Source organism: Microbacterium faecale (assembly GCF_014640975.1).
Taxonomy (GTDB): Bacteria; Actinomycetota; Actinomycetes; order Actinomycetales; family Microbacteriaceae; genus Microbacterium; species Microbacterium faecale.
Map to the genome: position 1 here is coordinate 704,968 of NZ_BMHO01000001.1, position 18,060 is coordinate 723,027.

At 66.0% G+C, this 18,060-nt stretch carries 16 protein-coding genes; 4 read left to right on the top strand and 12 right to left on the bottom strand.

Annotation, left to right across the window (positions count from 1 at the left end; translation table 11 throughout):
- Window positions 1-99 precede the first annotated feature (99 nt).
- Entirely contained in the window at window positions 100-669 is a 570-nt protein-coding gene (locus IEW87_RS03230) for a DapH/DapD/GlmU-related protein (RefSeq protein ID WP_188710860.1), read from the top strand.
- A 104-nt stretch (window positions 670-773) separates the two neighbouring features.
- Here IEW87_RS03230 and IEW87_RS03235 read toward each other — a convergent pair whose 3' ends face one another.
- Complete coding sequence (locus IEW87_RS03235; RefSeq protein WP_188710861.1) at window positions 774-1,181, bottom strand: DUF1801 domain-containing protein; 408 nt, start codon at window positions 1,179-1,181, stop codon at window positions 774-776.
- A gap of 117 nt (window positions 1,182-1,298) precedes the next feature.
- Between IEW87_RS03235 and IEW87_RS03240 the strand changes: the two genes are divergently transcribed.
- Window positions 1,299-2,078, top strand: coding sequence for a YwaF family protein (locus tag IEW87_RS03240; RefSeq protein ID WP_229730887.1), 780 nt, complete (start codon window positions 1,299-1,301; stop codon window positions 2,076-2,078).
- A gap of 101 nt (window positions 2,079-2,179) precedes the next feature.
- On the opposite strand, the gene IEW87_RS03245 is transcribed toward IEW87_RS03240, so the two are convergent.
- From IEW87_RS03245 to IEW87_RS03260, 4 genes are read right to left on the bottom strand one after another with little or no spacing between them, the layout of a single operon-like run.
- Window positions 2,180-3,310, bottom strand: coding sequence for an ABC transporter substrate-binding protein (locus IEW87_RS03245; protein ID WP_188710862.1), 1,131 nt, complete (start codon window positions 3,308-3,310; stop codon window positions 2,180-2,182).
- A 29-nt stretch (window positions 3,311-3,339) separates the two neighbouring features.
- Entirely contained in the window at window positions 3,340-5,442 is a 2,103-nt protein-coding gene (locus tag IEW87_RS03250; RefSeq protein WP_188710863.1) for an acetate--CoA ligase family protein, read from the bottom strand.
- Entirely contained in the window at window positions 5,435-6,421 is a 987-nt protein-coding gene (locus IEW87_RS03255) for a p-hydroxycinnamoyl CoA hydratase/lyase (protein ID WP_268234588.1), read from the bottom strand. The genes IEW87_RS03250 and IEW87_RS03255 overlap by 8 nt, the downstream gene beginning before the upstream one ends.
- Entirely contained in the window at window positions 6,330-7,760 is a 1,431-nt protein-coding gene (locus IEW87_RS03260; RefSeq protein ID WP_188710865.1) for an NAD-dependent succinate-semialdehyde dehydrogenase, read from the bottom strand. Before IEW87_RS03260 ends, IEW87_RS03255 begins: the two co-directional genes overlap by 92 nt.
- Window positions 7,761-8,071: 311 nt before the next feature.
- Here IEW87_RS03260 and IEW87_RS03265 point away from each other — a divergent pair, with 311 nt between their 5' ends.
- Complete coding sequence (locus tag IEW87_RS03265) at window positions 8,072-9,160, top strand: amidohydrolase family protein (protein ID WP_188710866.1); 1,089 nt, start codon at window positions 8,072-8,074, stop codon at window positions 9,158-9,160.
- Window positions 9,161-9,251: 91 nt separating this feature from the next.
- Here IEW87_RS03265 and IEW87_RS03270 read toward each other — a convergent pair whose 3' ends face one another.
- Genes IEW87_RS03270 through IEW87_RS03290 form a run of 6 tightly spaced genes read right to left on the bottom strand, consistent with a single transcriptional unit; the run spans window position 9,252 to window position 16,466 of the window.
- Complete coding sequence (locus IEW87_RS03270) at window positions 9,252-9,896, bottom strand: RraA family protein (protein WP_188710867.1); 645 nt, start codon at window positions 9,894-9,896, stop codon at window positions 9,252-9,254.
- Window positions 9,886-10,560, bottom strand: coding sequence for an RraA family protein (locus IEW87_RS03275; RefSeq protein ID WP_229730891.1), 675 nt, complete (start codon window positions 10,558-10,560; stop codon window positions 9,886-9,888). The genes IEW87_RS03270 and IEW87_RS03275 overlap by 11 nt, the downstream gene beginning before the upstream one ends.
- The gene (locus IEW87_RS15005) at window positions 10,557-12,449 is read right to left on the bottom strand and encodes an FAD-dependent oxidoreductase (RefSeq protein WP_229730893.1); all 1,893 of its coding nucleotides are present in this window, start codon (window positions 12,447-12,449) and stop codon (window positions 10,557-10,559) included. The genes IEW87_RS03275 and IEW87_RS15005 overlap by 4 nt, the downstream gene beginning before the upstream one ends.
- 32 nt (window positions 12,450-12,481) lie before the next feature.
- Window positions 12,482-13,651 (bottom strand): ABC transporter ATP-binding protein, encoded by a 1,170-nt coding sequence (locus IEW87_RS03280; protein WP_188710869.1) that lies wholly within the window; start codon window positions 13,649-13,651, stop codon window positions 12,482-12,484.
- On the bottom strand, window positions 13,648-14,670 hold the full coding sequence (locus IEW87_RS03285; RefSeq protein ID WP_188710870.1) for a DODA-type extradiol aromatic ring-opening family dioxygenase: 1,023 nt from the start codon (window positions 14,668-14,670) through the stop codon (window positions 13,648-13,650). The genes IEW87_RS03280 and IEW87_RS03285 overlap by 4 nt, the downstream gene beginning before the upstream one ends.
- A 35-nt stretch (window positions 14,671-14,705) precedes the next feature.
- Window positions 14,706-16,466, bottom strand: coding sequence for an ABC transporter permease (locus IEW87_RS03290; RefSeq protein ID WP_229731169.1), 1,761 nt, complete (start codon window positions 16,464-16,466; stop codon window positions 14,706-14,708).
- A gap of 151 nt (window positions 16,467-16,617) precedes the next feature.
- Between IEW87_RS03290 and IEW87_RS03295 the strand changes: the two genes are divergently transcribed.
- A complete protein-coding gene (locus tag IEW87_RS03295; RefSeq protein WP_188710872.1) occupies window positions 16,618-17,391 on the top strand; it encodes an IclR family transcriptional regulator in 774 nt (257 codons plus the stop codon).
- Between the two features lie 15 nt (window positions 17,392-17,406).
- On the opposite strand, the gene IEW87_RS03300 is transcribed toward IEW87_RS03295, so the two are convergent.
- Entirely contained in the window at window positions 17,407-18,054 is a 648-nt protein-coding gene (locus tag IEW87_RS03300; protein ID WP_188710873.1) for an RraA family protein, read from the bottom strand.
- Between the last annotated feature and the right edge of the window lie 6 nt (window positions 18,055-18,060).

The window sequence follows — 18,060 nt, forward strand, 5'->3', positions numbered from 1 at the left end:
GCGCCGTTGCATCGCCGCCGCACCGCGGACAACTCCTCGTCATCGATCGTCGGGTCGGTGTGCAGAGCGGCTATCGTGGGCGGCACGGAGGAGGCGAATATGGAGACCGACGAGTTCGTCGAACGCATGAACGCAGGGGAGCCGGCTGCTCCCGGCAGTGACCTGGCTCACGCGATGAACGACCTCGCCGAGGAGGCCATTCGCCTCTGCATGGAGCTCAACACGCGGTACACGACGCCCGAGGAGCGGGTCGAGATCATGTCGCGGATCACGGGGCGCGACGTCCCGGCCTCGTTCCGCATCTTCCCGCCATTCACGACCGACTGCGGGACGAACATCCGCCTCGGCGAGCGTGTGTTCGTGAACAGTGGGTGCCGCTTCCAAGACCAGGGCGGCATCACGATCGGCGATGATGCTCTGATCGGTCACAACACGGTGATCGCGACGCTCAACCATGATCTCGATCCGGCTACGCGTGCGACGACGGTGCCGAAGCCGGTCGTCATCGGCGACAGCGTGTGGATCGGTGCGAACGCAACGATCCTTCCTGGCGTCACGATCGGCGACGGCGCCGTGGTCGCGGCCGGAGCGGTCGTGACGGCTGATGTGGCCGCGCGGACGATCGTGGCTGGCGTCCCTGCGCGTCGCATCCGCACCCTCGACTCCTGACCTCAGCGCGCTTCGAAAGGAGATGTCGCCTTCCGAAGGTGCGGATCCGCGGATCGAGCGGTTCAGAAGGCGACATCTCCTCCTGACGCTCGCCCAGCGCCCGGTCACGCGTCGCTTGCGCGATTGCCCATCACGCCCGCAGTGAGCGTCGCGTACGAGCGGGCGATGATGCGCCGCAGCGTCTCGAGGTCACAGGCCTCGAGGTCTTTCACATAGAGACACCCGACGCCGGTCGTGTGCGGGCCGAGCTGCGCGAGATCCTCCTCATGCGTGGCGACGCCGTCCATCAGGTAGATCGTCGTCGCGGCCTTACGCGGCGCGAATGCGGCGGCCGGGCCATCGCCTTCGCGGCCGGATGCGTACCGGTAGTGGTAGGAACCGAAGCCGATGATGGATCCAGTGAGCGCCGGATCCTCGCCCGTCACGTCGCGCATCAGGGAGATCAGGCGCTCGGCGTCACGACGCCGCTTCGCGGGGGCCACTCGGGCGAGAAACTCATCGATGTCCGTCATGGGTCCAGTATCCGCGTGAGATCGCGCTCACGTGTCATCGCCCCGTGAAGCGACGATCCCGAGTCTCCGCGGACGTGCCGCGACCGACACGGCACCGACGTGGCTACACTCACGAGCGTGGGCGTCGAGGGAGCCGGGTACATGCCGCAGTATGGCGTCGTGCACGTGGCGGTGCTCGTCGTCATCGTCGTCGTCGCGGTCGTCTGCGCCCTGGTCACGCGTCGCACGCGCGACGACGACAGCACCATGCGGGTGCTGAGAATCAGCGGCTGGATGCTGCTCGTGGTGTCGACCGTGTGGACGGTCTGGGGCCTGCTCCCCGCGAACTGGGACCTGCACCAGTCGCTGCCCTTCCACTTCTCCGATGCGCTGCGGTACCTGGCGGCGATCGCGCTGATCACGCGCGCGGGGTGGGCAATCGCGGTCGTCTACTACTGGGGGCTCACCCTCAACCTGCAGTCGGTGCTGACGCCCGACCTGAACTACCTGCAGTTTCCGGTGCTCGAGTTCGCCATGTACTGGAGCCTCCACGCGGCTGTGCTCATCGCTCCGATCGTGCTGACGTGGGGGCTCGGGTATCGACCGACCTGGCGCGGATACGCCGTCACCTTCGGCGCGACCATCGTCTGGTCGGCGGTCGCATTCGCAGTGAACCTGATGACGGAATCCAACTACAGCTACGTGAGCGGCGGGCCGGCGGGCGCATCGCTCCTCGACGTGCTCGGTCCGTGGCCGCTCTACCTGCTGTCGGTGGCGGGGCTCATGATCCTCGTCTGGGGCCTGATGACCTGGCCGTGGGAGACGGAGAGGTCGCGCGCAGCGACGCGCGCCGCCGACCGCTTCGCCCTCGTCCGGCAGCCGGCATCAGCCGCTCGGGCAGGCGACCGAAGAGGGTGAGGCCGCGGCACCGCGGGCGACCAATGCGTCTGGTCCTTGTGGAGACCTGATCTCGTCTTCACAAGGGCCCGACGCATCGTTGCGCGGTGACGGCCGTCAGCTCACTCCTCGCCGAAGGCGACCTTGACCGTCTCCAGGTTCTCGGAGTGGATGTCGAGCACGTCCGTCAGGCTGAGGGGCTCGAGCAGGTCGAGTTCATCAGCGGGCGGAAGTCCATCGGGCCCGGCTTCTCCGGGCAGCAGCGGGTAATAGCCGAGCTCGGCAGCTGCCTGCTGCGCCTCCGGAGTGAACAGCCACGACATCAGGAGCTTCGCCGCTTCCGGGTTCGGGCCGTTCCGCAACAGGCTGACGTAGTGCGGTGATAGGTGTACGCCCTCGTCCGGAAGCGTCCATTCGACGGGCGCGCCATTGGCGCGATCGCGCAGGTAGAACGCCATCGGATACGCCGGCTGCAGTGCGAACTCGCCCGTGGCGACCGCGGTTCCGGCCGCAGGAGTCGATGCCTGGAAGATGATGTCCTGGGCCGCGAACTCGTCTAGCCAGTCGGGTCCGTACCGACCGTCCCACAGGACATGCGAGAGGGTGCCGAGCCCCGCTCCGTTTCGCGTCATGTTGTCCGACGTCATCTTGCCCTTGAGCGATGGGTCGAGTAGGTCCTCCCAGGTCGTGGGGGCTTCCTCGGGGCTGAGAAGCGACGTGTTGTAGGCGAAACCGAAGGTCGCCGCGGTCGCGGCCCACGCGGCGCCGCTCGGCTCGGCGTACGCCACCGGATCCAGCTGTTCCGCGAGGACCGGAGTGAACGGCTCGAGCTGATCAGCCAGGAGATTGCCGGCGATGCCCGCATCCCCGTTCTGAATGATGTCGCCCACGTGCTGACCGCTGGCGAACTCTGCCTCCAGCTTCGCGGTGAGGTCCGGTCCCAGGATGTAGACCGGCTCGACAGTGATGTCGGGGAACCGAGCCGAGAAGACTTCGTACATCGCGGCCTTGTCCGTCTCGCCCGGACCATAGATGGTGACGCTTGTCTGTCCGGCTTCCTGGGCGGCCGCATACAGCTCTTCCAGCTGCGCGGCGGCTTCGTTGCCACCGAGGAGCTCGGTGTCGGCGGCGGGGTCACCGCCACCGACACCGTTTCCAGCCGGTTCTTCGGCGGGCGTGGACGATCCAGCACAGCCGGCGAGCAGTAGGGCGGCGGCCGCGACCGCGCCCGTCAGTGAGAGTGTCCTTCGCATGATGTGGTGTCTTCCTGTCGGGGTCTGCGTCATCGCAGACCAGTCGTGAATATCGCGGCGTCGAGCGCCATGATGCTGCCGTCTCGGGTCACGGCGATGGGATTGATGTCGATGCTGTCGAACTCACCAGCGTGCGCGACGGCGATACGTGAGAGCGCCGTGAGGAGTTCTGCGATGGCGCCCATGTCAGCGGGAGGCATTCCTCGAGCACCCTTCAGCAGCGCCTTCGCGCGAAGATCCTCGACCATTTCGGCGACATCTGCCTGCGTGATCGGGGCGCTTCTCAGCGCGACGTCATTCAGGACCTCGGTCCAGATTCCGCCCAGCCCGAAGGCGATGATCGGCCCGAAGGTCTCATCGATGTGGACACCGGCGATCATCTCGAATGCCACGTCCTGCATCGGCGCGACGATGATTCCATCGATCGTGGCCTCGGGGCATTTCTCTGAGACCGAAGCGCGGATCTTCTCGAAGGCCGTCGCTACGCCTGCGGCGTCGTGGATGCCGAGCACGACTCCGCCGATCTCCGTCTTGTGCGCGATCTGCCGCGAGTCGACCTTGAGAACCACCGGATACCCTAGCCGTTCGGCGGCCGCGATCGCGCCGTCGCTGGTGCTGACCCGCGTGTGCGGTACGACCGGAACGCCGTGAGATGCGAGGCGCTCCAGCGCCTCTGACTCAGACATCGCGGTCAACTGTCCGTCTTCGCACTGACTGGGCGCGGACGCGGACTCCGCCGACGCGAAGCGGCGACGCGCGAGCCCGAATCGGCTGAGTCGTTCGACAGCTTCGACGGCCCGCCCTGGCGAGCTGAAGGGGACCAGGCCATGACCGCGTTGGCGTTCACGGGCCTCGGACGCCTCTTCACCCGTGAGGAGGAACGGGAAGAACGGCTTGTCCGTTCGTGACGCAATTTCCGCGAAGCGGTCGGCGGTCTCTAACCCCTTCGGGCCCGTACTGCTGGGTGTCCCGACGATGACAGCGTCGATGTCGGGCTCGCGCAACGCGATCTCGAGAATGTCGCTGAGCGCGTTTCGATGCTCCATCGCCTGCGCGGTGAGATCGAGCGGGTTCGTCGCTCCCTGGGAGAAGGCGGGAAGATACGGGGCGATCTGTTCCTGCGCCGCGTCGGAGAACTCGGGCATCTCGAGACCGAGTTCGGTCGCGCGGTCGGCACTGATCACGGCCGCCATCCCCGAACTCGAGATCGCAGCGATCCGCGTCCCCTCGGGGGGCTTCCCACTGAGCGCCGTGCCGATCAGGGGGCCGAAGTCGTCGAGGTCATCGACCTCGATGACGCCATGCTGTCCCAGCACGGCACTGATCGTCGGGTATTCACCTGCCAGCGAACCGGTGTGGGAGGCTGCCGCCGCACTTCCATGGGCCGTGCGTCCGAGCTTCAGTGCGATGACGGGCTTCCCAGCGTCGCGGAGGCGGCTGACAGCGCGCAGGAAGGCCGCGCCGTCCTTGATCCCTTCGAAGACGGTCGCGACGACCTTGACGTCGTCGTCGTCGACGAAGTGCTCGAGCAGGTCCGCGACAGAGACGTCTGCCTCGTTTCCGGTCGCGATGCCGTATCCGAGTGGAAGACCGTCGTCGTTGAGCCGGTCGCACAGCGCGGCCATGCCGGATCCGCTCTGCGTAACGACCGCGACGGATCCCGCGTCGGACGGCGGGCGCCGATCGAACCACACGAAACTCAACGGCAGACCCCGGCGGTAGTCGTGCGTGCCGATGGTGTTCGGCCCGAGCAGGAGCATGTCGTGCACGCGAGCGATCTTCGCGAGTTCTCTCTGCTGTTCGACGCCGTCCTCGCCCATCTCGGCGAACCCGGCGGTGATGACGATCGCGGCCCTCGTGCCACGCTTTCCCGCCGCTTCAAGCGTTTCCGCAACAGCTGCGGCCGGCGTGAGGATCAGCGCGACATCGGGAGCGGCAGGGACCGACGCGATGTCGGGATAGCACCGGAGCCCCGCGACCTCCTCCCGTCGCGGATTGACCGGATAGATCTCGACGTCAGCCCCGCTCGCGAGGAGGTTCTTCACCGGGCGACCGGAAAGAGACGACAGGTTGCTTGATGCGCCGATCACCGCAACGGTGCGCGGTCGCAGCAACGGGGTCAGGTCACGCATCGGAACCAGCCGGTCGCGCGTACGCCCCGAGTCCGGGCTTGAACGACTTCTTGTCGAGGAACTGCGACATCCCTTCGCGTCGTCCGCCTTCCTTGTCGCGCGCACGGAGTTGGAGAGCCTTCGCCGCCGTGTAGTCCCACGCCTGCCCGTAGTCCATGTCGAGCGAGTGGCGGTAGGTCTCCTTCGCGGTGCGCAGCACCGCGGGGTTCAAGCCCTTCAGGTGGGAGGAAAGCTCCGCGACCCGCTCGTCAAGTTCTGCGCGCGGGACCGACTCGTTCACGAGTCCGACCTCGGCGGCACGCTTTCCGTCGAACGGTTCGCCCGTGAGGATGTAGTACATCGCCGTCCGGTATCCCATGGCGAGGGCGACATCTCGGGTAACCAAGCCCGCGGGGATGATGCCCCAGTTGACTTCCGAGAGGCCGTACGTCGCCTCATCCGCGCTGATGGCGAGATCGCACGACGTCAGGGGAGTGAAACCGCCGCCGAAGCACCACCCGTTCACCTTCGCGATCGTGACCTGCGGCAGATTCCGCAGGATGTTGTACTGCCAATCCCAGGCGACGTCCCGAACGCGCTCGAAGGCTGTCGGGTCGCCTTCTGTCTCGCGGAAGTACTCCTTCAGGTCCATGCCGGCCGTGAAGGAATCGCCAGCGCCGGTGAGGACCACGAGGTCGATGCCGTCGTCATAGCGAATCTTCGTCAACGCATCGCGCATCTCGCTGTTGAGCTGGGGGCTCATGGCGTTGCGTTTGTCCGGCCGATTCAGCGTGACGGTTGCCACGCGGTCGACGGCGTCCACCGAGATACACTCATAATTCTCTGACACGGTGCTCTCTTTCCCTGTTCTGTCGTTGTCCGCGGCACGGGGGCACCGCGACGGTTGTTCACCACGTCTCACTGACGAGCTTGGTGACGAGATAGTCTTCGATGCCTTCTGAGCCGCCCTCGGAGCCGTAACCGCTCTCCTTGACGCCACCGAACGGAGTCTCCGGGCTCGTGAGCATGAGGTGATTGACCGCCAGCATTCCCGCCTCGATCCGGTCCGAGACCTCAGCGGCGGTCGCGGCCGATCCCGTGAAGAGATAGGACGCAAGCCCGTAGGGGAGCGCATTCGCGCGCTCGATCCCGTCGTCGACATCCGTGAACGGCACGGCGACCGCCACCGGGCCGAAAGGCTCCTCCTGCATGATTCGTGCGTTCGCATCGACGTCAGCGAGCAGTGTCGGCTGCCAGAAGTATCCGGGACGGTCGATGGGCTCGCCCCCGATGACGGTCCGTGCCCCTCGCTCGCGTGCATCGTCGACCAGCGCCGAGATGGCGGCAGGGCGGCGGTTATGAGCAAGCGGCCCCATGGATGTGCCGTCGTCGAGGCCGTTCCCGACCTCCAGCGTCCGGATGCGCGCAGAGAAGGCGTCGATGAAGCGCTCGTAGACGTTCTCCTGCACGAGGAAGCGGGTCGGGGCGATGCAGATCTGGCCCGCGTTGCGGAATTTCGAGCCAGCGGCCAGCGTCGCCGCCTTCTCGACGTCAGCGTCGTCGAAGACGAGTACGGGTGCGTGACCGCCGAGTTCCAGTGTCACGCGCTTGATTCCGTCCGCCGCCAGGTGAGCGATCTGGCGGCCTACTACCGTCGACCCGGTGAACGACACCTTGCGAATGCGGGGATCGCGGATCAGCTGCGTGGAAATCGCTGCAGGATCGCCCATGACCACGTTCAGAATGCCCGCAGGCAACCCCGCGTCGGCGAGAGCGCGCGCGAGGGCGAGGCCGGTCGCCGGGGTTTCCTCGGCGGGCTTGAAGACGACTGTGCACCCTGCGGCGAGGGCTGCGGCGAGCTTGCGCGCAGGGATCGTGATCGGGAAGTTCCATGGGGTGAAGGCCGCGACCGGGCCGACGGGCTGCGAGAGGACGAGGTTCCGGACGCCGGGGCGCCGAGCCGGTACGACGCGGCCGTAGGCGCGTCGCCCCTCTTCTGCGAACCAATCGAAGGTGTCGGCGGCGGCACCGACCTCTGCGATCGCTTCGCTCGCGGGCTTTCCCTGTTCGATGGTGGTCGCGATGCCGATCTCTCGTGCGCGTTCCCGCAAGAGCTCGGCTGCGCGCCGCAGCACCTGGTATCGCTCGAATGCGGACGTCGAACGCCACGTCTGAAAGCTGGATGCCGCGGCCTCCGCGGCATCGTCCAGATCCGTCGCGGTCGCAACCGGCAGCTTGCCGACGACGTCCAACGTCGCGGGGTTCACAACCGGCAGGGTGTCTCGTTCTTCGCGTCGCCATTCGCCTGCGATGAAGAGTTCGAGCGTGGGGTAGTCCATCCGTTTCGTCCTTCGTTTTCTGCGTGGCTTCCTCGCCACTGTTCGGAGACTATTCGCACTCGGGCCGTCCTGCGGACACGAGTGCACCGAGTTCCATTGTGCGGAACAGGCTGGACGCTTCGCCAGCAAGGTCATGCTTAATTCCGTGATTCTCAGGCGTTCATTCTGGCGCGGGCGACCGTCGGTTGATGTCCCTCAAGTTCTACCAGCCGGAATTCGACGGCTCGGTCCGCGTTCGCGAGACCGCGGCGGGGATAGCGTGAGCGCGGCTTGACAAGGTGCTCATTGGGAGCCGCTGAAGGGAACTATTCATGGAAAACACACCAGTAACGTCGCCGACGACGGGCGGGCATGCCGGCTACATTCGTATCGCGACCGAAGAGGCATGGGCGACGCGCGAGATCACCGACGAATGGAGGCGGATGATCGACGCGGGCGAAGGCGGCCCGGGCTTCCTCGGAATGGTGGGCCACTACATGACGAGCGACGCGGATCGCCCGCGTTTCGTTCGCGCGGGGCTGGAGGATGCGGGCGAACTACGACTCGCGCACATGGACGCCGCGGGAATCGATCACGCCGTGCTCGCGTTGACCGCCCCGGGTACGCAGGTGCTTGATGCGGCCCGTGGGGTCGGCATCGCCGCGAATGCCAACGACGAGCTGGCGGCCGCTGTCGAGCGTCACCCGTCTCGATTCACCGGGCTCGCGGCTGTGTCGTTCGAGAACGTGCCGGCGGCCGTCGCGGAACTTGAGCGCGCGGTCTCGAAACTCGGGCTGCGCGGCTTGATCGTGAACTCGCACATCCGCGGCCGGTATCTGTCCGACCCGGAGTTCTGGCCCATCCTCGAAGCAGCCGAAGCACTGGATGTTCCTGTCTATCTGCACCCGAACACGCCGAACGACGCCATGATCGGCACGATGCAGGAAGCGGGGCTCGACGGAGCCGTCTTCGGATTCCAGGTCGAGACATCATTGCACACCCTCAAAATGATCACGTCGGGTGTCTTCGACCGCTTCCCCCGACTGCGCCTCGTGATCGGGCATCTCGGCGAGGCGCTGCCGTTCTGGCTCTACCGCTTCGACTACATGCACCAGGGCATGGTGGCGTCGCGCCGCTACCCGTCGATCAAGCCGCTGGAGCGCAAGATCAGCGAGTACATCCAGGACTGCATCTGGATCACGACGAGCGGCATGCCCGCTCGGGAACCGATCATGTTCACGCGGAAGATGGTCGGCGACGACCACGTCATGTATGCGATGGACTATCCGTATCAGTACGTGCCTGCGGAGGTCGAGATGCAGGACGAGCTGCCGATGAGCCTCACCGAGAAGAAGGCGTTCTTCCAGGACATCGCGATTGACGTGTTCGGACTCGACGCGAAGGCCATCGGCGCGGTGTGAGGACGGCACTGCACGGGACCTGAAGAGGGGGTCTTCCACATCGTCAGATGTGGAAGACCCCCTCTTCGAGTCTGGCGGTCGAGCGGCGGGATCAGCCGCCCCGCTGCAGCAGGTGGTAGCCGTGTGCCGCGCGTGCGTCGGCGAGTGAGGATCCCGCGAGGACAGCATCGACGATGGCGTCTTCCCGTGCGCTGATCGACGCGCAGATCTCGAGGACCGCCTCTTCGATGTCTCGTGGCACAACGAGGACGCCGTCGGCGTCTCCGATGATCGCGTCCCCGGAGCGAACCTGCACGCCGCCGATCGACACGGGGGTGCCGACGGAAGCCACTTCCACGCGATCCTTGCCGGTGCGCATGAAGCGTCCGCGGCTGTAGATCGGATACTCCAGGTCGAGCGCGCGCTCGACGTCGCGATTGACGCCGTCGATCACGGTACCGGCGACACCGCGGTCCGCCGCCATGGCGGTCAGGATGTCTCCCCAGACCGTGCAGTCTGTGCGCCCGGCGTTATCCAAGACGACGACGTCGCTAGCCGCGACGTCGTCGAGGTAGTCGCCCACTGTGCCGGCGGGGTGGCCGGCCGCCACGTATCGCACGGTGAATGCTCGGCCGGCGAGTCGGGTCCGGGAGAACAGCGGCGCGATCCCGAGCATCGTTCCGCTGCGCCCGAGTTTGTCGAGCGCATCGGAGATGGTCGCGGTCGAGTAGTCGGCAAGGGGAAGGTCACCGGTCATGGTCGAGATCCTCTCGTGTGGGAAACCTGCTGTCGTGCATCACGTCGGCGACGTCCGCTCCGGCGTCCACTGCGGCGGCCATGCGGTCTTCGCGGGCGCTGATGAGCTCGGCCATGCGGATCACGTCGTCAGCCTCCTGGGCAGGGATGAACATGATGCCGTTGCTGTCGGCGATCACGAGGTCGCCGCTGTCAACGTTCACATCGGCGAACGTGATCGTCTGATCCATGCTGAGCTGCACGATCCTGCCACGGGCGCTGACAGGAACGACCGCTCGGCCGAACACCGGAAAATCGAACTGCTCGCTCTCGTCGATGTCTCGGCACGCCCCGTCGATGAGGGCGCCGCGAACGCCGCGGCGCACGGACGCCCGCGCGAGGATCCCCCCGAAGCAGGAGACGTCCGTGCGTCCGTCGTTCGCGATGACGAGGATGTCGACTTCCGACGCATCGTCGATCGCGCGGGCGGCGATGTGGTCGACCGCGCGGTTATCGTCGCGCGGTGCGGCCTGAATCGTCCGCGCGCGTCCCACGACCACGCGTGACACCGGCCACAGGCGACCCACGCCGGTCGTCGCTCCTGGCAGCCCGAGAGTATCGAGCGCATCCGAGATGGCGCATGTGTCGAGCTGAGCCAGTTGTTCGAGAAGGCGTTCGGCGGTCACTTGCGGATCTCCAATCCCACGATTCCTTCCGCAGCCACGCGGATGCGCTCCACGAAGGGTTCCGCGGGGTCCACGAGCGGGGCATCGCCACCGCGCAGGACGGTGTCGACGGCCCGTTGCAGGGCATCCGACGGGCTCGGCGGAAGATCGATCACGCGCCATGCGACGATCCAGTCGGGGCGCACGAGAAGTGCACCGGACGGGCCGATTCCGCGTGCCGTCTCCCAGTGCCGTTCGTCATCCGAGATCGCGACGACGTGCAGCGGCAATGCGGAGGCCACGTCGCCGACCGCGTCCTTCCAGGTCTTTGCGGCGCTCTCACTGACGAACAGTGTGAATCCCTCCGGTTCGACCATGTCGATCGTCGACACCCGGTCAGCCTCGGAGTCCGTCAGCCACACGTGGGGGAGGTGGTGTCCGGGACGGGAGACCGGTTCGAAGACGATCGGGGACTCGTAGCCGTCGGGCAGCGGGGAGTTGTCGGGGACGATCGCCCCAGCGGCGTAGTGGAAGCCCGCCTCGACGTTCAGTTGACTGAAGTCGAAGGCGTTGGCGTCAACGGCCGCGCGCACGCGCTCACGCACGGCGTCGGAGTCCGGGCCTTCGCCGACGAAGACGTCGAGCGAGCGCTGCTCCTCGTCGACGGAGCGCTCGTCTGAGAAGCCCAGCGCCGCCGCAATCGGAGGGTGGCGATTGGCGTTCTCCAGTGAGTGCGCGGTGTAGAAGGCCGCGACCGGTCGGCGTTCCTCCTGATAGCTGTCCAGGAGCGACTCCGCCGCCGTCCCGTCGAGGACGGCGGCGAGCTTCCAGGCGAGGTTGCCAGCGTCCTGGATGCCGCCGTTCAACCCCAAGCCGCCGGTCGGCGGGTGCCGGTGGGCGGCATCTCCGGCGAGGAGTGCTCGGCCGACACGGAATCTCTGAGCGACGACGCCGTTGTACGTCCAGTTATTGATCGAATGGATATCGAGCGGATGCGACTCATCGAGGTTCAGAAGCCGCCGGATGGCCTGGTCATGCGTGGCGCGGTCCTCGGGGTCGCCCTCGAGCATCCAGCCAGCGAGACCGATCAGCCATTCCTCCGAGTATCGGTTGTAGTTCGTCGGCCCGATCGCCTGCATCGTTCCCATTCGGCGCCCGTGACCAGAAGGGTGCACGAAATGAGCGAGGATCGCGTCGGGTTCCGTCCACATCGAGAGGTCGGTCGAGACGTGGTATGTCGTGACATTGCGGATCGCCTGCACGCCGTCGAAATCGATGCCGAGCAGGTCGTTGCTCGTGCGGCCTCCGTCCGCGAAGATCGCATACTGCGCGCGCTGACGACGTACCGTACTGTCGGCGAGGTCGGCGATTGTGACGACCACACCATGCTCGTCCTGAGTGAAGTCGCGGACCTCTTGATGTCCGCGCAGCCGCCCTGGCATCGCCGCCGACGCGTGGGCATGGATCAGGGGGTCGAGCCGGATCTGCGGCAGGTTCGCGTACTTGCGCGGGCTCGCTTCCGCATACCGTTCGCGGTCCGCGCCGCCGCCCCATGCGGGTACGTCCCCGATCTTCAGCCCCTCATACCGCGTGCTGGGATCGACGGACGTGTACCAGGCCACTTTGTGCCAGCGATCGTGATCGGGCCCCATCGCGTAGATGTCGTCGGCGACCCCCATCGAGTGGAAGATCTCCATCGTCCGCACATTCAGAAGGTGGGCGCGGGGAAGCCGGAACTCGAAGTCTCGACGGTCGACCAGGAGCACCTCGATGCCTCGTTGTGCCAGCAGGAGTGCACACGACATGCCGACTGGCCCACCCCCGACGACGATCACCGGCACTTCCTCCGGCCACTCGTCGGGATTGAGTGTGGGAAGAAGCTGAGGTCGGTCGATGACGGGCATAGTCATTTCGTATCTCCTGGGTGAAGTCGGGCGCGCTGTTACGCCGGAACGCGAGTAGTGACGGTCGACGAGACCGGATCCGAGTGGTCGGCGTCGCCGGGCGACGGAAGCCCGACGAGCTGACTGGGCGAGATCGCGAGCGCGATCTCGCGCCCGGTGCGCAGGTCGTCCGTTGAGTAGCGCCCGAAATCGCGTTCATCGATCTGGGCGCGGACCGGGCCGCGGGCGGTGTCGACGAGAACGCGCAAGGACATGCCGAGGTACGTGATGTGCCGAATCCTTCCTGCGATGACGCCCTCGGACGGGCTGTCGTCGGGGACGATCTCCACGTGGCTCGCGCGAAACGCGACGAGCACGCGGTCGCCGGGCGCGTGCTCGTTCTGCATCACCATCTCGATCCGCGCGCCGATGTCGTCGAGTTCGACGACGGCGGTCTTGGCGGAGATAGTGACGACGCGGGCAGGCAGGATGTTCTGGAAACCCATGAAGTCGGCGACGAAGGCGTTCCTCGGGTTCGCGTAGAGCTCTCGCGGCGTGCCGACCTGTTCGATCTGTCCCGCGTTCATCACCACGACGCGATCGGCGAGCGCGATCGCCTCCTCTTGGTCGTGAGTCACGTAGACCGACGTCGTGCCGAGATCGTCGTGCAGTTCGCGTATCTGTGTGCGCATCGAGTGCCGAAGCTTTACGTCCAGGTTCGACAGCGGCTCGTCGAAGAGCACGAGCGACGAGCGATTCGCCATCGCGCGAGCGAGGGCGACGCGTTGCTGCTGTCCGCCTGACAGCGAGACAGCGAGGTCGTCGGCCCGGGCCTGCAGATGCACTCGTTCGAGCATCTCGTCGACGCGCTGTCGACGCTCGCTCGAGGGCGTTCTGGCCAGCTTCAACGGATATCCGACCGTCTGCGCCACGGTCATGTGCGGCCAGAGCGCATAGCTCTGGAACACCATGCCGATCGCGCGCTTCTCCGGCGGCACGAACTGTGAGCTCTCATACGAGAACACGGTGCGGCCGCCGATCTCGATCTCGCCGCTCGTCGGGATCTCGAGTCCGGCAAGACAGCGCAGGGTGGTCGTCTTCCCGCAGCCGCTTGGGCCGAGTAGCGTGACGAACTCGCCTTCGGCGATGTCGAGCGACAGGTCGTCGACCGCGAGCGTCTCGGCCGAGCCGTATCGTTTCGTGAGACTTCGGAGCGTGACAGCGCTCATTGCGTCGTTGCCTTCCAGGTCATGAAGCCCATTCCGCACCCCGTGCCGGCATCCGTGCGGTAGGCCGGCACGTAGTCGACGACTTCGGCCCCGAGCGCCGCGGCGTTGGCGGCGGCTCCGGCGACGATCCAGTTGCGGATCTCCGATGAGCCTGCGACGAGCACGTCATTCTCGAGCGCGCGCAACGGCTGAGGCTCGCCAGCGATGAAGGCGTCGAGGACGGTACGGTCCAGCTCCTCATCGACCACGAAATGAGAGAGCCCACCCGAACCGACGATGCCGACCCGGATGTCTTCGGGAAAGCTCTTGATCGCGGCCTCGAGCGCGGTTCCGAAATCGTACGAACGCGCAGCGGTGGGCGGGTTCGGGTGCCAGAACGTGTTGACGAAGATCGGGACGATGGGGACGGGCACATCTCCCTTGAGGACCTGTTGCATGATGAAGCCCCAGCCGTGGGGGATGGCGTGGTCGCCAAACTTGCCGGCCGGAAGCTGCTGAGAGGCGGCGATATCGAAGCCCTGTGCTTGCACTGACTCGATGAGGTGCAGGGCGAGATCGCTGTGGCACTGCCGGGTCGTGCTCACGTCGGGGACGTTCTTCGCCTCGGCGACGGACAGCCCAGGCGCCATGGAGTCCAGGTCCTCCTGGGTGAGCGGCTCGTGCTGGACCGTGTCGCCCCAATAGACGACGAACGGTGCGAGATGCTCGTCGTTGAAGGTCTCTTTGTGGTCGCTGCTGACGATCACCAGGACGTCGACGTCAGATGACCGAACGAATTCTTCGAGCTCGTCGATTGCGGATCTGCATCGTGCGTGCTTCTCGCGAAACGTCTCGACCTCGAGTTCGTCGGCGAATGCCGCGTCGCGCAACGACTTCAACTCGCCGAAAGAATAGGTCTGGCCGCGGAACGCAAGGCGTTCGTTCTTCTTGTCCGCAACTGCACGCGCGTCCCAATTCTCAGGCGGAGTGCCGAGCTGTGGTGCGTGTGAAGTAGCGAATGCCATTGTGAGGGATGCCATGTCTTCTCCCATTCAGGGTCGGTTGATGAACGTGGTTAGCTTTTCGCCTTGGTCGCTTCACGGGGCGGCGACGAGGCATGCCCGGATACGCGGTATCGGCGGGCCACGACGGTGGCTACGCGTTGCAGCGCCAGGAGGAGCATCATCCCGACCGTGAGAGTGCTGAGCACGAGGATGAGGAGCGCGGCCGCCCGTGATGCGTAGCCCTGCGTGTTCAGGTCGTACACCAGAAGCGGCACGGTCGGTGTCAGGGAGGACGACAGCAGAACGGGAATCGAGAGGTTTCCCGAGATCACGATCGCGACAACGAACCACGCCGCGAAGAAGCTCGGCGCGATCAACGGCAACACGACGCCGAACACCACACGGGTCGGGCGCGCGCCGCTGATGCGTGAGGCTTCCTCCAGCTCGCGATTGATCTGCATCAGCGCGGGCTGAATCGCGCGCGTTGCGATGGGCGCCGCCGCGATGACGAGGCCGAGACCGACGAGCAGCATCGAACCATAGAGCTGGCGGATCCCCGGCAGACTGACGTATGTCCACGCGAGACCGAGGGCGAGAACGATGCCTGGCAGCGTGAACGGCAACCACGTGAGCATCTCCAGGACGCGACGCATCCACGTCTCGTTGTGGCTGACCGCGTACATCATGATGAAGGCAAGCGCGACAGCGGCGAGGCCACCGACCACGGCGACGATGATCGTCGAACGAAGCGCCTCCATCGTGCGCGGGTCGCTGAGGAGCATTTCGTAGTTCGCTGTCGAATACACGTCGCCGCCGAAGAACGGCTGGAAGCTTCCGAGGAGGAGCTGCGCCAGGGGGAGGGCGACGCCGAAGAGGACGTACAGAGCGATGATGCCTGTTCCGGCCCAGCGCCAGCCGCCGATCTCCCACGGAGCCGTGTCGTAGCTCTTACCGGTCACTGTCGTGTAATTCTTGCGGCCGAGTACGCGCCACTGCACCGCGACCATGAGCAGGACGAGCGCGACGAGCACGAGCGAGAGGACGCTCGCGCCGCCGTAGTCAGCGGGCGTCTGATCGGCGATGTATCCGTAGACCTCGGTCGAGAACACGTCAATCCCGGCCGGCGTGCCGAGAAAGAGCGGCACCTCGAACGCTTCCAACCCGATGATCAGATTGAGGATGACGACGCCGGAGATCGCGGGCATCAGAACCGCGAGGTCGATGTTGAAGATCGTACGGAGTCGGCTCGCGCCCGCCATCTGCGCGGCCTCCTCCAGCGTCCGGTCCATCGCGCGGAACGGCCCGAGCAGGAGCAGGTAGCAGAAGGACGTCCCCTTGAGGACCATCACAGACACGAGGCCCGGCCAGGAGTACGCGGAGAACAGCGGTTCGTCGCCCCCTGTCAGCGCCATCCACCACTGGTTGACCTGCCCGAGTCGGGGGTTCCAGAGCATGCCCCAACTCATGGCGTAGAACAGCGGCGGAAGGGCGAGGACGAGCACCATGACGGGCGTCACGATCCGACGCAGCGGGGCGGTGCTTCTCACGGCGAAGAACACCAGAACCACTGCGAGAAGTATGGAGAACCCTGCGCAGAGCACCGCGATCACCAGCGAGTTGGCGAACGTCGTGTATGTGCTCGCGCTGCCGAGCGTGCGACCGAAGGCATCCAATGACCACTGCGCTGGCTGCCCGGGAGGGGCGTTGCGGAACGCACCCACCACGAGCATCACCACGGGCAATGCGAACAGCAGCACGGCGATGACGACCAACGGAAGCATGCTGCGCGGAGTAGTGAATGCACCGTTGCTCGGTTGCCGACGGATCTTCATCACGCGGGGACCACCTCACTCTTCTCTGAGTCTCGGGCTCACCCAAGGAATATCATCAATCTGCGCCACCGATGCCCGACAGTGGGAACAGGAATGTCTAACGTCCCGCAGAGCGGAATCGCGCGGCGCCCAGGATGTGCATAATGGCTTCATGTCCAAAGGGCTCACGACTCCGCCGCCACCCGATCGCATCGAATCGGTCGACCACGCGCTCCGCGTGCTCAGCATGCTTGAGCACCACAGCGAGCTCCGAGTGTCGATGGTCGCCGACGAGCTGGGGGTTGCCCGGTCCACGGCGCACCGGCTGCTCGTCACGTTGGCATGGAGGCAATTTCTTGTGCAGGATCGCGTCACCCGTGCGTTTCGCGCGGGCACCGCGCTGATCGAACTCGGTTTGCGGTCCATCAGCGAATTCGATCTCCGCCGCTTCGCGGAGCCGCACATGAAGGCCCTCGCTGAGCAGCTTGGCGAGACCGTGAACATCATCGTGCTCGACGGGGCGAACGCCAAGTTCATCGGCGGCGTCGAGGGGCCGAAAGTCGTGCGCACGCGCGTCGCGACAGGGCTCGTTCTGCCGGCCTACGCGACCTCGGGCGGGAAGGTTCTTCTCGCCTCGCTTCCTCCGGAGACGATCCGAGAGCTCTACCCTCGGGGCTTGAAGAAGGTCACGGCGCAGACGCGCAAGACGGTCGCGCAGCTTCGGGAAGAGCTCGCCTACGTGCAGCTCAAGGGGTACGCGTTCAACGACGAGGAGAGTGCGCATGGGCTTCGAGCGATCGCGGTACCCGTGAGAGATCGAATCGGTCGAACGATCGCCGCCCTCGCCTGCTCGACGCCGGCGAGCCGCATGCCGAAATCACGAGTGCACGGCTTCTACTCCGCGCTCGCCGAGACGGCGACGCTCATCCGCAACGACCTCCCCTGAGCGGCCGCGGCATCGCTATCGGCGTCCGTCGCGATCGAAGCCGTAGAGCGTGACGCTCGACGCGCCGTCCTCGAGCTGACGCATGTACTCGGTCTCCTGCTCCGCGCGCTCGCGGGACCGACTCACCACCGTCGCGAACGCGTCGTCGGGAATCGAGATCACCCCGTCGTGGTCGGCGACGATCACGTCGCCGCGCCGAATGACAGCGTGGCCACAGCGCATCGGCGCGCCGATCTCGCCGGCGTCGTCCTTGGACGTTCCCGCCAGAGCGATCGACGTGCTGAAGACCGGGAAGCGACGAGCGGCGATGTCCCGCACGTCCCGCACCCCGCCGAGGATGACGAGGCCGACCACGCCCCGCGCCTGCGCGAACGCGGTGAGGACCTCACCCCAGTAGCCGTGGTCGGCCTGTTGCGCATCGACGACGAGGGCCTCTCCGGGCCGGGCCTGCTCGATGGCGAGGTGCAGGGCGAGGTTGTCGCCTGCGGCTGTCGTGACGGGGAGGGCCCGTGCGACAAGCGCTGCGCCCGGCCACGCCGGCCGCAGCGCAGGCGACAGCAGACAGTCCATACCGGACGCTTCGTAGAGCGTGGCGGTGCCGAGCGTGAAGATCTCCTCGCGGATCGCATCGAGGTCGTAGCGTGAATCCTGTGGGCTGGACATCGACGG

Bases quoted from the DNA above. Each gene is read 5' to 3' on its own strand.
- IEW87_RS03230 (WP_188710860.1), top strand. From the start codon at position 100: ATGGAGACCGACGAGTTCGTCGAACGCATGAACGCAGGGGAGCCGGCT.
- IEW87_RS03235 (WP_188710861.1), bottom strand. From the start codon at position 1,181: ATGACGGACATCGATGAGTTTCTCGCCCGAGTGGCCCCCGCGAAGCGG.
- IEW87_RS03245 (WP_188710862.1), bottom strand. From the start codon at position 3,310: ATGCGAAGGACACTCTCACTGACGGGCGCGGTCGCGGCCGCCGCCCTA.
- IEW87_RS03250 (WP_188710863.1), bottom strand. From the start codon at position 5,442: ATGCGTGACCTGACCCCGTTGCTGCGACCGCGCACCGTTGCGGTGATC.
- IEW87_RS03260 (WP_188710865.1), bottom strand. From the start codon at position 7,760: ATGGACTACCCCACGCTCGAACTCTTCATCGCAGGCGAATGGCGACGC.
- IEW87_RS03265 (WP_188710866.1), top strand. From the start codon at position 8,072: ATGGAAAACACACCAGTAACGTCGCCGACGACGGGCGGGCATGCCGGC.
- IEW87_RS03270 (WP_188710867.1), bottom strand. From the start codon at position 9,896: ATGACCGGTGACCTTCCCCTTGCCGACTACTCGACCGCGACCATCTCC.
- IEW87_RS15005 (WP_229730893.1), bottom strand. From the start codon at position 12,449: ATGACTATGCCCGTCATCGACCGACCTCAGCTTCTTCCCACACTCAAT.
- IEW87_RS03280 (WP_188710869.1), bottom strand. From the start codon at position 13,651: ATGAGCGCTGTCACGCTCCGAAGTCTCACGAAACGATACGGCTCGGCC.
- IEW87_RS03285 (WP_188710870.1), bottom strand. From the start codon at position 14,670: ATGGCATCCCTCACAATGGCATTCGCTACTTCACACGCACCACAGCTC.
- IEW87_RS03290 (WP_229731169.1), bottom strand. From the start codon at position 16,466: ATGAAGATCCGTCGGCAACCGAGCAACGGTGCATTCACTACTCCGCGC.
- IEW87_RS03295 (WP_188710872.1), top strand. From the start codon at position 16,618: ATGTCCAAAGGGCTCACGACTCCGCCGCCACCCGATCGCATCGAATCG.
- IEW87_RS03300 (WP_188710873.1), bottom strand. From the start codon at position 18,054: ATGTCCAGCCCACAGGATTCACGCTACGACCTCGATGCGATCCGCGAG.